This window comes from Planktothrix agardhii, assembly GCF_904830935.1.
GTDB classification, from domain to species: Bacteria; Cyanobacteriota; Cyanobacteriia; order Cyanobacteriales; family Microcoleaceae; genus Planktothrix; species Planktothrix agardhii.
The window spans coordinates 4,022,501-4,036,238 of sequence record NZ_LR882952.1; the positions used below are offsets into that span (position 1 = coordinate 4,022,501).

Consider the following 13,738-nt stretch of genomic DNA (forward strand, 5'->3'; position numbering starts at 1 on the left):
ACCTGTCTTCTGGTTCCTTACGGCACTCTCCCCTTTCAAGGAGATTCCAGAGATGTCAAGTCCTGGTAAGGTTCTTCGCGTTGCATCGAATTAAACCACATACTCCACCGCTTGTGCGGGCCCCCGTCAATTCCTTTGAGTTTCACACTTGCGTGCGTACTCCCCAGGCGGGAAACTTAACGCGTTTGCTTCGGCACGGCCCGGGTCGATACAGGCCACACCTAGTTTCCATCGTTTACCGCTAGGACTACTGGGGTATCTAATCCCATTCGCTCCCCTAGCTTTCGTCCCTCAGTGTCAGTTATAGCCCAGCAGAGCGCCTTCGCCACCGGTGTTCTTCCTGATCTCTACGCATTTCACCGCTACACCAGGAATTCCCTCTGCCCCTACTACACTCTAGTCTTCCAGTTTCCACTGCCTTTACGAGGTTAAGCCTCGCTCTTTAACAGCAGACTTGGATGACTACCTACGGACTCTTTACGCCCAATCATTCCGGATAACGCTTGCATCCCCCGTATTACCGCGGCTGCTGGCACGGAGTTAGCCGATGCTTTTTCCTCAGGTACCGTCATTGTGTTCTTCCCTGAGAAAAGGGGTTGACAATCCAAGAACCTTCCTCCCCCACGCGGTCTTGCTCCGTCAGGCTTTCGCCCATTGCGGAAAATTCCCCACTGCTGCCTCCCGTAGGAGTCTGGGCCGTGTCTCAGTCCCAGTGTGGCTGATCATCCTCTCAGACCAGCTACTGATCGTCGCCTTGGTGGGCTCTTACCTCACCAACTAGCTAATCAGACGCAAGCCCCTCTCTAGGCGATTAATCTTTTACCTTTCGGCTCATCCGGGTTTAGCAGTCGTTTCCAACTGTTGTCCCCGTCCTAGAGGCAGGTTCTTACGTGTTACTCACCCGTCCGCCACTAAATCCCTAAGGATTCCGTTCGACTTGCATGTGTTAAGCAGACCGCCAGCGTTCATCCTGAGCCAGGATCAAACTCTCCGTTTTGAAGAATCTGTTGTTTTGGCTCTAAAACTTGTTTCTCAAAGTTTTAGAATTTTTTGCTTTTTCAGAAAGTTTGTGTTAAACTCCCTGGTTAAGCTCTAAATTCTGTTTCGACGAGAATAAAATGTTTTAACTTGGCTTTCAAACTCTTTAGTTGTCCAGGTTCGGTGTGTCTTTGTTTTTCGACACTTTTATAAATCTATCAGTCTTTCTCGAAGATGTCAACCATTTTGAGAAAATATTTTTTTATGCCCGCCAAATCCTATCTGTATAAAGGGTTCAGCTTTTTGTCTCTGGGATTGACTCGCCTAGGGAACAAATGATGGCATCAGGATTTAATTGTTTTTGTCCGATACAAGGGTCAACGGTCTAATCTTGGACATACGCAGACACATATATATGGATATTGGGCGTTGCTGAATCAGGGGGTATGCCTAAGAAGCGAAGCGATTCTGCAAGGTGGAGACTACGCCATTTTGTTAATTTTGTATGATAGAATTTGGGATCTTCGCCCAGATGCACTTAAATAAGTGAAGTCCCGAAAGGAAAATTTACTTTTTAGACTCTGATTGACAATCCACCCATCTGAAATTAATGAGGTTATGAGCTAATGTCTACTTCTAGTCATTCTCAACCAAATGGAGATCCTAATTAGGGTTGAAGCCCGCCCCAACCCTAGGATTTTTGAAGTCTCAGCCAATTTATAAATCCATTCAAATTTAAGTTTATTAGTCGTTTTTTTACAACTTAAACCGCTATTTTTTGATGAAGTTTTTTAGAAGCTGAAATAACTTCTTGTCTTGCCCAACGGTCTGACTCTATAATATCTTCTAAAGTTGGATATTGACGATTATCAATTTGATGACGATCGCAAGTTAGTTCTATGACCTTGGGAATATCTAAAAATGCAATTTTTTCTTCTAAAAATAAAGCAACTGCTTGTTCATTTGCTGCATTTAAAACCGCAGGCATCGAACCCCCAGCCCTGCCGGCAGCATAGGCTAAAGACATACAAGGATATTTTTGATCATCCGGTTCTTTAAAGGTTAGATTCCCCGCTTTAACTAAATCCAAACGTTGCCAATTTGTATAAATTCTTTCCGGCCAAGACATGGCATATAAAATTGGTAAACGCATATCTGGCCAACCCAATTGGGCTAAAACGGAGGTATCTTGTAGCTCAATTAAAGAGTGAATAATACTCTGGGGATGAATCACAATTTCGATATCATTATAATCCAATCCAAACAAGAAATGCGCTTCAATCACTTCTAAACCTTTGTTCATCATTGTGGCTGAATCAACGGTGATTTTTTTGCCCATTGACCAGTTAGGATGGGTAATGGCATCAGCAACGGTTACTTCCTTTAATTTTTCCACAGGCAAATCTCTAAAAGCACCCCCAGAAGCTGTTAAAATAATTCGTCTTAATCCCGCTTGGGGAACTCCTTGTAAACATTGAAAAATTGCTGAATGTTCCGAGTCCGCAGGTAATAATTTTACCCCATGTTTTTTGATTAAAGGATTGACAACAGGCCCCCCAGCAATTAAGGTTTCTTTATTAGCTAGGGCGATATCTTTTCCGGCTTCAATGGCGGCAATTGTAGGTAATAAACCTGCACAACCGACGATTCCGGTAACTACTGCTTCCGAGTCCCCATAGCGTGCAACTTCGATAATTCCTTCCTCTCCCGCGAGTAAAATTGGTTGGGGGTTAATATCAGTAATCAGGGCTTTTAATTCGGGTAACTGGTCAGGATTGGAAATGGCGACGATACTGGGGCAAAAGGCGCGAATTTGTTGGGCTAATAGGTTAATATTGCTTCCGGCAGTGAGTCCCACAATCCGAAACTGTTCGGGATATTCTGCTACAATGTCTAAGGTTTGAGTCCCGATGGAACCTGTAGAACCCAGAAGTGTAATTGCTTTCATCTTTTCTTAACAAGTATTTGATATAACCATAGTACGATGGTTGATCCCCATTTCCCAATTCCTGCTCAAATCGAGTTAGGGATATTATCTAGGAATTAAAAGATTGAGATATAATCGAAGATTCTACTGTTCAGAAGATTCACTCTCAGGTAGACTGAACTTCGTTGTGAGTAATGAACAAAATGCAAACCCACCCAGACCATCCCGAAGATTCAGCGCCGATAGAGACTAAGAGCCTATTTTCCATTTCTATCTGGAAAGTTATGGGAATTGGCACATTTATTTTATTTTTCTATAGCAGTTTACGTCACTTTTTATTTCAGTCTACTGCTTATGATTTAGGAATTTATGATCAAATTATATACTTAATTAGTATAGGAAGGCAACCCATTTCTTCATTTTTGGGTTTTCATTTTTTGGGAGATCATGGAGCGATCGCAATTTATCCTTTAGCATTATTATACAAAATTTATCCGAGTGTTTATTGGTTATTTTTAGTGCAAGCAATTTGTTTGGGATCTGCGACTGGATTAACCTGGAAATTAGCTCAATTAGCGGGATTAAATCAACGATTAAGTTTAGCCGTTGCGATCGCCTATTTACTCTATCCTGAAATTTTTAATATTAATTTATTTGATTTCCACCCCGATGTTTTAGCAGTCCCAGCAATTTTTGGAGCAATTTTAGCAGCAAAACAGAAAAAAATTATCTGGTTTACTATAGCAATTATTTGGATATTAGCCTGTAAAGCCGTTTTCGCATTAACCGTAATTGCTATTGGATTTTGGTTGATCTTTTTTGAACAACGTCGTTTTTATGGAATGATAGCAATAGCGCTAGGAATCACTTGGTTTTTAATTGCAACTCAGGTTATGATTCCTTTTTATAGTGGTCAAGAAGCCGCCGGAGTATCTCGATATGATTATTTAGGGGATTCGGTTTTAGGGGTAATTTTCAATACAATTATTAAACCTAAATTGATTTTAGGAAAATTATTATCTATCAATACTTTAGTTTATTTCTTGGAGTTTAGTGTCGCGGTGATTTGGTGGTTAAATCCTCAAAAGTTTATCGTATTAGTTCCCGCCATTCCAACTTTATTACTCAATATATTATCTATTGACCCGATGCAACGCAGTTTAATTTATCAATATTCTCTCCCGGCATTACCTTTTTTATTATTAGTGATGATAGAAACTTTAGCAGCAGAAAAGCCAGGACTTGCTAATAGTTTATGGGGTTTATGGAATAAATTTCAGACCCCCCCTAGCCCCCCCTTGCTAATGGGGGGAAAAGAACTGGGTGAAAATGTATCTTCTCACCCCCCATTACTAAGGGATGGACGGCGGGGGTCTTCTTCTCATCTATTCACAATTCCCCATCAAAAACTACCGAAATGGATCATACTTTGGTCAATTTTAGTATTCTTATTATGGGCAGATCATACACAAGTTTTAGGCTATTTTACTCGAATTAATAATTGGTCAGCAACCCAAAAAGCTGTCAGCCAAATTCACACTAAAGGTGGAGTTTTGACCGATAACAGACTTGCACCCCATTTTACCCATCGTAAAACTATTAAATTACTCAATCAAGTATCACCAGACTTTAATTTAATAGAATTTGATTATGTGATTTTAAATTTACGTCATCCTTGGCCCGATACAAAAGATTTAGGGGAAAAATATGCAACTCAATTAAAAGCAAAACCCAATTTTAAATTGTCCTATCAAAAGAATGGTGTATTAGTTTTTAAACGACTTTAATAGATTTAAAGCGACCAGAAAGACGAAAACACAAAGACAAAAAAAAGAAGAATTAAATTATTTTCTAGGTATTCTTCTTTTTTGTGAAAACTTGCATTATCAAGAATATTTAAGTGATTTTTAGCAGGCATCTTTTTATTGATTTTTCTAAACTTAGTTTTTCATTATACCCTATTTAGATACTTAACAGCTTATTCCCAATGTAATATTTAAGATGGTTCATGGTTAGCTCTGATGGAAAATTCTTTCTATAGTATCATTTTATTAACAAGGAATCTCAATCATAAATTCTGTGCCGTTTTTCTGTTGAGTCTTAAATTCCAATTTGCCACCATGGGCTTTAACAATGACTTGATAACAAATCGCCAGTCCCATTCCTGTCCCTTGGCCTACGGGTTTTGTCGTAAAGAATGGATCAAAAATTCGAGATTTAATTTCATCTGGAATTCCTAGTCCATTATCTTGAATTGTAATTCTGATAAAATCTGGACTGTGATCTTCAGTTGTTAAAGTAACTTCTCCCTGTTTTGGATTAGATTTAACCGCATCAATGGCATTACTTAAAACTTGGAAAAAGACTTGATTAATTTGACTAGGGAAACAATTAACTTTGGGAATGGTTTGATAATTTTTATTGATTTTAATTTGAGTCATTCGATGTTCTAACAAGGTCAAACTACTTTCTAAACCTTCAGTTAAATCAACGGATTTCCATTCGGATTCGTTTAAATGGGAGAAATCTTTTAAACTATCAACAATAGAACGAATTCTCACACTTCCCTGTTCCATAGAATCAATTAACAGGGGAAAGTCCTCTTGAATAAAATCGAGTTCTACTTCCTCACCCATTTGATTTAAAAAATCTCCCACTTCTGGGCTAAACTCTCGACATTTATTCAAGACTTCTAGCAAGTTTTGAACGTAGTTTCTGGCGTGGGAAATATTAGCATATATAAAATTATTGGGATTATTAATTTCATGGGCAATTCCGGCTACCATTTCACCTAAACTTGATAATTTTTCACTTTGAATTAATTGAATTTGAGTATTTTTTAATTCTTCTAAGGTGGCTTGCAACTCTTGGGTTTGGAGTTGATATTGGCAAGCGGTTTCTTGAACTTGGGTATAAAGTTGGGCTTGTTTAATCGCGATCGCTAATTGATCAGCCAGTTGTTTTAAGCCATCAATTTCCCAAGTTTTCCAACCACGAGGATTACTACATTCATGGGCAATTAATAATCCCCAAAGTTGACCATCTATTTCAGGTTGGTGATCTTCTATTTCTGCTCCCATGATAATCGGGACAATTAAATTGGCTCGAACTTGTAACATATCCAAAAAATTCAGATGACAGGGATCTAAATCGGATTTATGAATATCATTAATCGCCCGTACTCGTCCATTTTTGTATAGTTGTCCATGTTGTTCGGGAAAACAATTATCGGTAATTTTATCTCCAAAAATTGATGGCCAAGGGATGCGATAATTCTCGACTTTGATTTCTCCTTCCCAGCCATTAATAAACTGATAAATCACCACTCGATCTGTATTTAGAACTTGCCGAACTCCCTCAACTGCGGTGTTTAAAATTGCTGTCAGATCTAAACTACTTCTAATTTGGTTAATAACTAATCTTAATAATGCTTCTTGTTCCCCTTTAGCACGGCTTTCCTGATAGAGTTGGGCGTGATGAATTGCGATCGCTAAGGGGGAAGCAATACCCTCTAAAAGTTGAATTTCCCAGTCTTGCCATTCTCGCTCATGATCGCATTGATGCAGCCCAATAATCCCTTTGATTTCACCTTGATAACGCACCGCAACCGCTAACATTGATTGAATGTCTAATTGCTCAATTAAGGCTTTGGTCGTCTGATCAAAACCCGGAAATTCTTTAAATTTTGTTACCGCTAAAGGTTGAGATTGAGATAATAATGCTTGTAAATGGGGGTTATCATTGACATTGAGTTTAATCCCTAATTGACATGAATATTCTCCTTGATTATATTCATTTCTGGTGGTAAATTCTTGATCAGAATGGGATTCTTTAACTAAAATACTAACTCGACTACAGTTAATAATTTTACCTAAATGTTGACAAGCAGAACTTAATACCCGATCTAAATCCAATGTACTAATAATCTCTTTATTAATCTGATGAACTAGATCATAAAACTGCATCCGGTGTACTTCTGGATTTTCTTTGGAGGAAGTAACTGATGATAAGTTTTCAGAATTGCTAAAAATAGAATTTTTAGGTAATGAACAGTATGGAGAATCTAAATCAAGCATAGACATAAAAATGTATACAATATTGTTCATAAAATTGGAAGTATTCCTAAAGATAGATGTGTGAATCCCCTCAATTATACTCATTCCGAAATCGTCTCTGGTTAGGATTGATGCTAGGAAATTCTCGACGCCATTGGGCTAAGTTATGCGGTCAAACGGTATTAGAGACTTGGGATGAGGACAATACCGAACCACCCCCAACCCTAAAAGATGATTTACCTTTAATCGTTGCTTCCGTGGTCTGCGAACCCACCCAATATTGGGCCAGATTCCCCCAAGTTCGGGTTTTGACCTTAGCTGATATTCCCCTGAACGGAATGTACTCAACCCTAGGCATTGATCGCGCCTTAGCGGTATTAGGAGCAGGAACACACTATGGATGGCCAATTTTAGTAATTGATGCGGGAACAGCCCTAACCTTCACCGCCGCCGACGCCGATCAACGGCTAGTGGGAGGAGCTATCTTACCCGGTTTAGGGCTACAACGGTCTTCCTTGGCTCAGAAAACCGCCACCCTACCGAGGGTTGAATTCCCTCCCCATCTACCGCCACGCTGGGCTACGGGAACCTCAGAGGCAATTCAGAGCGGAATTATTTATACCCTGTTGGCCGGAGTGCGGGATTTTATCGAAGCCTGGCAAACACAATATCCCCATGGGGCGATAGTGATCACTGGAGGCGATCGCAATTTATTACTGTCCTACTTCACCAAGCGGTTTCCTGATAGGGGTATTCATCCTGTGGCTGATCCTGATCTAATATTTCGGGGGATGGCGGCTCTGAAAACTGAACCTGATGGGTAATAAATTCCCGAATATATTGGGCGATAACTTCTGGCATTTGCAAGGGTAAATTCGGTTTCCCGCCCTCAATTATATGATATTGAGTCATCGGTGCGATTTCGGAGAAAGTTTTACTCTGGTTCAAGGCGGTGGCGGTATCCTCATCTCCTTGTAAGACCAAAGTGGGTAATTTCAACGACTCCAGAGGTTGATTCAACATTTCTGCCTGAATTTCTGCCCAGCGACGACGGTACAACAGTTGACTGGCAACAGGCCACTCCAACAGAATTTGGCGATCGCTAAACCAAGCCTGAATTTTTTTTCCTTGTCCGAATAGAAACCCTAGGGGATAAATCAGTTTCAAAAACAAAAATAACGGAGAAAAATAAGCCGATAATTGTCGTTTCCATCCCCATTCTTTTTTATAGTTTTTAAAGGTTATTCCCTCCGGGGCAATAACCACTAAACCCTTAACCACTTGGGGATATTTCAAGGCATAACTGGTTGCTATCCAAGCTCCCAACCCATTACCTACTAAACAGACTTCTTCAATTTTGAGGGTTTGAATATATTCCGCTAAACACTCAACTTCTAAATTAATAGAAGGGTGAATTTTTGTAAACGGTCGAGACTCTCCAGATCCCAAAGTATCCGGTGCAAAACAATGGTGATCCAGACTTAAATACTGCATCAACGGTACCCACTGACTGCTATCCGTCCAAGACCCATGCAGAAAAATAATTGCCGGGCCATCACCGACTTCACACCAGAAAATCTGTCCCTGGGACACTTGAATTCGGAAGTGATGAAATAATTGATACATCCTAAATTTTTAATATTGTGGACAAAACCTTACGCTAGGGTCGTTAAACCCTGTAAATAGTCCTGAAGATGTCGTTCACAGTCATGGCTAAAATCGGAGGGGAGGGATGTAACAGAAAAGGCTTTAACCTCTGTAATTTCCTGGATGTCCTGAACTTGAAAGTTACCTTGAACATCCGCTTCTACGACAACACAAATGGAATGGACTCGCGGATCTCGATCAGGCGCAGAATAGACACCCGCCAAACGGCGAATCTTAACCAATTCTAACCCAGTTTCTTCTGCCAGTTCTCTTTTAATAGTGGTGGGGATATCTTCACCCCAGTCTACCATGCCCCCGGGTAAAGCCCATTTCCCATTATCTCGACGGCGCACCAGCACAATTTTGCCATCAGGTAGAATTGGAATAATACTGGTTCCAGGGATAGGATGACGAAAAATAATTCCTAATACCGTTTGTCCAAAATTCCAAACATATTTGGCAAAGGATACTACCAAAGTGTTTTTTCTCCTCTAATTAAAAAAATAGACAGGTTTTGAGTTTTTGTTACTAATTAGCCTATCCCTATCATAAGTACAAAATCAGGAAAATTCTATGGTTTCTCAAGAGTTTGCAGGATTTCTAGGCTATGGGTTTCCGGTTTAACTTTCCGATAAATTGCTTCTATGCGACCCTGAGCATCAATCACAAAAGTATGACGAAATATCCCCATAAATTCTTTCCCCATAAATTTTTTCAGTCCGTAACTGCCATATTCGGTTGCTACTTTCCCCCCTTCATCAACTAATAGAGGAAAGGGTAACTGATATTTACTAATAAATTTACGATGAGCAACCTGGTTATCCGTACTTACCCCTAGAACAATTATATTTTTTTCTTGGTATTCTCCGTAATTATCCCGAAACCCACAGGCTTCCTTTGTACATCCAGGGGTATTATCCCTCGGATAAAAATATAAAACCACCGGTTTCCCCCGAAAATCACTGAGACGGACAGGGTTACCATCGCTATCGGGTAGAACAAAATCCGGTGCTAATTCACCGAGGTTCAGGGTTATGTCCATTTTAAAGAATTTTAATATGGGGTGATTGGGATACAGAAACCTTGAAATAATGATAAAGCCCTAAAGGGCTTACTACGCGAGTGAAGCTCTTTAAGGCTTAGAAGTGGGCGGGAAGAGACTTGAACTCTTATGACCGAAGCCGCCGCATTTTGAGTGCGGTGCGTCTACCAATTCCGCCACCCGCCCTTTCGGTTGGCTTCACCATCATACACCATAAACTTTCTTTTTAGCAAGTCCTGATAATTTGAACTACTCGACCAGCGATCAATTTCCCTCGCCCGTAGCACCGGGAGAGGATGGCTTAATTGGGCGGTTTGGGCTTGTTTAAGCAGTTCTCCGAGTTCCGTACTACTAATTTGATCATACGTCCGAGCTTGGGCTACAAAGGCATCTAAGTTGAGTTGGGGGGCTAAACTGGGAGAGCCTCCCGATAATTTCATTAATACCGACATCACAATTCTGGGATCTTGAGTGGCCAATAATGCCGCCCGATCACAAGTAAATTCTGCACAACGTACCCATTCCATTAACTGAGTCTGTAAACCCTGGGTCAACATTGTTCCCCAAGGCGATAATTGATTAGCCGCTAATATGACTAAATTCGCCAAAGTTAAATAAACCCCATGTTCACACTTTAAATGTCCCAACTCATGGGCGATCACCGCTTGAATTTCATCCGGGGTCAATAATTCAATTAACGACGTATGAATCACAATAAACGGTTGTTTTCCCCGCATCGCAAAAGTATAGGCATTAGGAATTGGATTTTGGCGAATATACAGTTGAGGAGGTTCTAAATCCAATATTTGACAAGCATCTAATAATAATTGATGCAAATTAGGTAATTGTTGCTTACTCACCAAAATACTAGAAGCAATATTTTCTAAATAAAAAAACTGTTCTCCCACACCCCCCAGAATTTGCCGAATTAATATATCTAAACCCGGAAATTGTTTTAAAGTATTCGTAGATTGTAAATCCAAAGGATGACGGAAATGGTTAGCGCGTAGCCCAATTAAAGGAATAGTTGAAAATGTCATAATAGGTAATGGGTAAGAGGTAATGGGTAATGGGTAATGGGTAATGGGTAATTGGTAATGGGTAATTGGTAATGGGTAATTGGTAATGGGTTTGGTCTATTATCGTCTTTTTCGGCTACGACTGCGACTCGAACTCCCAGAATAACTAGAATAATTATTGTTCTTCCGTCTCAACCTTTGATAATCATTGTTGTCATCTGTTTCTACAACTATGACTGGCCGAGAGGCTTCTAATTCTTGAACAATAGATAGGGTTAATTGTTGTGTTTTAATATCCCCATCATTTCCCAATAATTCCGAGGCTTTTTTAAAGTCGGCAATGGCTTTTTCTGGCTCCTTTAATTCTCGATAAATATAACCCCGATCTAAATAAGCATTTGTATGATTAGGATTCAATTTAATTACTTGATTGTAGTCCCATAACGCCAGGCCATAATCTCCTATTTTTAAATATTGTTCTCCTCTAAATAAATAAGCTTCTGGACTTTCAGGATTAATTTTAAGGGCTTGATCAAAATTAGCGATCGCAGATTGATGACTATTTAATCGAACATAAACAACACCTCGATTCAAATAGGATTCGATTAACCCTGGATTTAGTTTTGTGGCTTGGTTTAAAGTTTGAATCGCCTGTTTATATTCACCCAATTCTATTTGCTTGAGAGCTTTATTATTAAGTTGAACAGCTTGATTTGCTTGTGTGGCTCTAACACTAATAATCTCATAATTTTGCCCATAACTAATCATTTTTTTTTGAGCTTCAAGGTAAGCATAGGTATTGTTAGGAATCCCCTTTAATAAATTAATTGCTTGCTCCCATTGTTGTTGAGCATCTAACCAAACTTGGGTGGGGTGAGGTGGATTTTGAACCAGCACAGAAGCTGACATGGCTAATTTTTGAGCCGATTCTAAATTCTCTAACGCCTGGGTTTCTGGTTTCAACTGTGCTTCAATTTTTTCTAACTTTGAACCCAGGGTTTGCAGTTCAAAAGGTTCGGGAAAAATCGGTAAATTGGGTATATTATCTAAACGAATATTCACCGCTTCTAGTTGATTTTTTTTAGCCTTTAAAGTATTCAAATCCGACACTTTTCTGGATTCAAGTTCAGAGATTTGAGTTTGGACTTGAGCAATAGCTTCTTGTTGTTGGGAGTTAATCCATTGCATCCCTAAAAATGCACCCACACCCAAAATACCTAATCCTCCCAAGATTAGTTTGCCTATACCCATATTTCCCCCTAAAATTAAAATGAAATATACAACAATAGGCTGATAAAATGTCACCAAAGTTTATCAGTCTTTTCAGACGTTGAAAGATGTGTTGTTGTTGGGTAGCAGGTCGAAAATGGTGGAGTCAACTCATGGAACATCTTGAGTTCAATGAGTATATTATCATTCTTCGTGTCTTTGTGTCTTTGTGTTTAAATCAAGCCTCCCCCCCTAACGTCTTTTCCACCACACAAACACCCCCATCCCAAACCCAAATATCGGTAAAACCAATAACGCCAACCAACTCAAAGTTTGTCCTAAAAGTGGGGTCATGGCAATTCGGCGACTGGTGGCTAATTTCGGACGAATAGATAAAGTCTCTTGGTCAGACTGACTCAACCAACTCACAGAATTGAGAAACACATCGGCATTCAGTTGCTGACCAAACCAGCCATTAGTGGCAAATTGGGAATTTCCGAACACCACTAACCGGGCTTCGGATTTCTCTGGAGAGGGGCTGGGTGAGGGTTTAGTTTGCGACTTTTCAGCCTGTTTCTGGGGGCGACTCAAGGCAACTCCTAGGGATAGGGGGCCGGCTCGGTCTACTTCAGGGTTAAGTTTGAGTTCAGGACTTTTGAGATCGCTTTCCGCCCAGGTTTGATCATTTGTCCAAATTAACGGAATCTCGGTAATCCCATCAATAGTGCGGGTTTCCACCGGACTGGCGTAGGGATAAATCGAAATTCCATTCCCAAAATCCTGGGTAATCGGATGTTTACCATATTCTCGCACAATCGGAACGGTCGGCCCCAAACCAACTAAACGGCCACCCCCTGACCCATCAATAGCCAGACGCGGATCAACTTTAACCCCCCATTTTTCTAGGAGTCCATCTAAACCATGATTCGTTTGCGGGTCTAATAATAATAAAACACTACCACCTTGATCTAAATAGGTTTCTAAGGCCTTAACTTCTCCTTCAAATAATTTACGTTGGGGACTAGCCAGGATAATCACATCTGCATCCGAGGGAACAGCAGTTTGTTCGGCTAAATTTAACGGTTCGGCGATGAAATTCTTTTCAGTTAAACTTTTGATCGCCTCCGATAATCCTCCCTGTCCCTCGGTTAACGGTCGTTCTCCATGACCTTCGATAAAATAAACTTTTGGAGTCCGGTTACTGAATAATTGTGCAATATTATTGGTCAGTTTTAATTCGGTTAAGGGTTCTAAGGCTTCTTTTCTTACCCGTTGTCGTTTTTTTCCTGATTCTAAATAGATTTCGCCAAACTCTTTCACCCCAAATTGTTGCGCTAGTCCGGGTTGAGCTTGGGGGTCGATAAATTCATACTGAAAATTTTTACCGCCCAGGCGTTGATAGTTGGCTAATAATTCTTGAATTTGGGGATTTTTCCCTCGGTCAAAAACCCAAACTTTTAGCGGTTGTTCAAAGGTTTTAACTAGGTTTTGGGTTTGGGGAGATAGGGTAAATTGTTGATTTTCGGTTAAATCAATGCGGAAGTTATTTCTAATTGCGACAAAATTAATTAATCCTAAAATTAGGAATACAGAAACCGTAGATGCTAAAGCATTAGTTCCAGCTTGGGTAGCTCGGCGACGACCGTAGGGAGTTTGAGACTGATCTTGGGGTTTAAAATAGGCTTGGAATAAAAACCATAATCCTAAAATTACAACTCCAGTAATAATTAAGATTAAAGTAATTGGTTCCCAACTGCCAATCACGACCCCCGCAGATAATCCCATGACGATCAAACTAGGGCCAAGCCAGAATAGGAATTGTATAAATTGACGATTGATTTTAAATTGGTTTTTGATCATA

Annotated in this window: 10 protein-coding genes, 1 tRNA gene and 1 rRNA gene (1 of these 12 only partly in view); 2 read left to right on the plus strand and 10 right to left on the minus strand. The window is 40.0% G+C overall.

Annotation, left to right across the window (positions count from 1 at the left end; translation table 11 throughout):
• Together NMG88_RS18565 and dxr are read right to left on the minus strand one after the other, a co-directional pair.
• Nucleotides 1-997, minus strand: a 16S ribosomal RNA gene (locus NMG88_RS18565); it reaches 496 nt to the left of the window's first position.
• 744 nt (nucleotides 998-1,741) lie between these two features.
• On the minus strand, nucleotides 1,742-2,926 hold the full coding sequence (dxr, locus tag NMG88_RS18570; RefSeq protein WP_227381257.1) for a 1-deoxy-D-xylulose-5-phosphate reductoisomerase: 1,185 nt from the start codon (nucleotides 2,924-2,926) through the stop codon (nucleotides 1,742-1,744).
• A 182-nt stretch (nucleotides 2,927-3,108) separates the two neighbouring features.
• Here dxr and NMG88_RS18575 point away from each other — a divergent pair, with 182 nt between their 5' ends.
• Nucleotides 3,109-4,692 (plus strand): DUF2079 domain-containing protein, encoded by a 1,584-nt coding sequence (locus tag NMG88_RS18575; protein ID WP_254035694.1) that lies wholly within the window; start codon nucleotides 3,109-3,111, stop codon nucleotides 4,690-4,692.
• Nucleotides 4,693-4,956: 264 nt separating this feature from the next.
• Here the strand turns inward: NMG88_RS18575 and NMG88_RS18580 are convergent, their stop codons facing one another.
• Entirely contained in the window at nucleotides 4,957-6,987 is a 2,031-nt protein-coding gene (locus NMG88_RS18580; RefSeq protein ID WP_141296240.1) for a GAF domain-containing sensor histidine kinase, read from the minus strand.
• Between the two features lie 104 nt (nucleotides 6,988-7,091).
• On the opposite strand from NMG88_RS18580, the gene NMG88_RS18585 reads away from it, so the two are divergent.
• The gene (locus NMG88_RS18585; protein ID WP_235751929.1) at nucleotides 7,092-7,784 is read left to right on the plus strand and encodes a pantothenate kinase; all 693 of its coding nucleotides are present in this window, start codon (nucleotides 7,092-7,094) and stop codon (nucleotides 7,782-7,784) included.
• Here the strand turns inward: NMG88_RS18585 and NMG88_RS18590 are convergent.
• From NMG88_RS18590 to NMG88_RS18620, 7 genes are all read right to left on the minus strand, one after another.
• Entirely contained in the window at nucleotides 7,687-8,586 is a 900-nt protein-coding gene (locus NMG88_RS18590; RefSeq protein ID WP_042155948.1) for an alpha/beta fold hydrolase, read from the minus strand. The two genes, NMG88_RS18585 and NMG88_RS18590, sit on opposite strands and share 98 nt — an antisense overlap.
• Before the next feature lie 29 nt (nucleotides 8,587-8,615).
• Nucleotides 8,616-9,083, minus strand: coding sequence for an NUDIX hydrolase (locus tag NMG88_RS18595; protein WP_026798273.1), 468 nt, complete (start codon nucleotides 9,081-9,083; stop codon nucleotides 8,616-8,618).
• A gap of 95 nt (nucleotides 9,084-9,178) precedes the next feature.
• On the minus strand, nucleotides 9,179-9,643 hold the full coding sequence (gene bcp, locus NMG88_RS18600; protein WP_026798272.1) for a thioredoxin-dependent thiol peroxidase: 465 nt from the start codon (nucleotides 9,641-9,643) through the stop codon (nucleotides 9,179-9,181).
• Between the two features lie 110 nt (nucleotides 9,644-9,753).
• Nucleotides 9,754-9,835: transfer RNA gene (locus NMG88_RS18605), tRNA-Leu, on the minus strand.
• Nucleotides 9,814-10,689 carry a M48 family metallopeptidase gene (locus tag NMG88_RS18610; protein WP_254035695.1) on the minus strand — a complete coding sequence of 292 codons (876 nt, stop codon included), beginning with the start codon at nucleotides 10,687-10,689 and terminating at the stop codon, nucleotides 9,814-9,816. Before NMG88_RS18610 ends, NMG88_RS18605 begins: the two co-directional genes overlap by 22 nt.
• Nucleotides 10,690-10,788: 99 nt before the next feature.
• Nucleotides 10,789-11,919 carry a tetratricopeptide repeat protein gene (locus tag NMG88_RS18615; RefSeq protein WP_254035696.1) on the minus strand — a complete coding sequence of 377 codons (1,131 nt, stop codon included), beginning with the start codon at nucleotides 11,917-11,919 and terminating at the stop codon, nucleotides 10,789-10,791.
• A 210-nt stretch (nucleotides 11,920-12,129) separates the two neighbouring features.
• Nucleotides 12,130-13,737 carry a GldG family protein gene (locus tag NMG88_RS18620; RefSeq protein WP_254035697.1) on the minus strand — a complete coding sequence of 536 codons (1,608 nt, stop codon included), beginning with the start codon at nucleotides 13,735-13,737 and terminating at the stop codon, nucleotides 12,130-12,132.
• Between the last annotated feature and the right edge of the window lies 1 nt (nucleotide 13,738).

Bases quoted from the DNA above. Each gene is read 5' to 3' on its own strand.
- dxr (WP_227381257.1), bottom strand. From the start codon at position 2,926: ATGAAAGCAATTACACTTCTGGGTTCTACAGGTTCCATCGGGACTCAA.
- NMG88_RS18575 (WP_254035694.1), top strand. From the start codon at position 3,109: ATGCAAACCCACCCAGACCATCCCGAAGATTCAGCGCCGATAGAGACT.
- NMG88_RS18580 (WP_141296240.1), bottom strand. From the start codon at position 6,987: ATGTCTATGCTTGATTTAGATTCTCCATACTGTTCATTACCTAAAAAT.
- NMG88_RS18585 (WP_235751929.1), top strand. From the start codon at position 7,092: ATGCTAGGAAATTCTCGACGCCATTGGGCTAAGTTATGCGGTCAAACG.
- NMG88_RS18590 (WP_042155948.1), bottom strand. From the start codon at position 8,586: ATGTATCAATTATTTCATCACTTCCGAATTCAAGTGTCCCAGGGACAG.
- NMG88_RS18610 (WP_254035695.1), bottom strand. From the start codon at position 10,689: ATGACATTTTCAACTATTCCTTTAATTGGGCTACGCGCTAACCATTTC.
- NMG88_RS18615 (WP_254035696.1), bottom strand. From the start codon at position 11,919: ATGGGTATAGGCAAACTAATCTTGGGAGGATTAGGTATTTTGGGTGTG.
- NMG88_RS18620 (WP_254035697.1), bottom strand. From the start codon at position 13,737: ATGATCAAAAACCAATTTAAAATCAATCGTCAATTTATACAATTCCTA.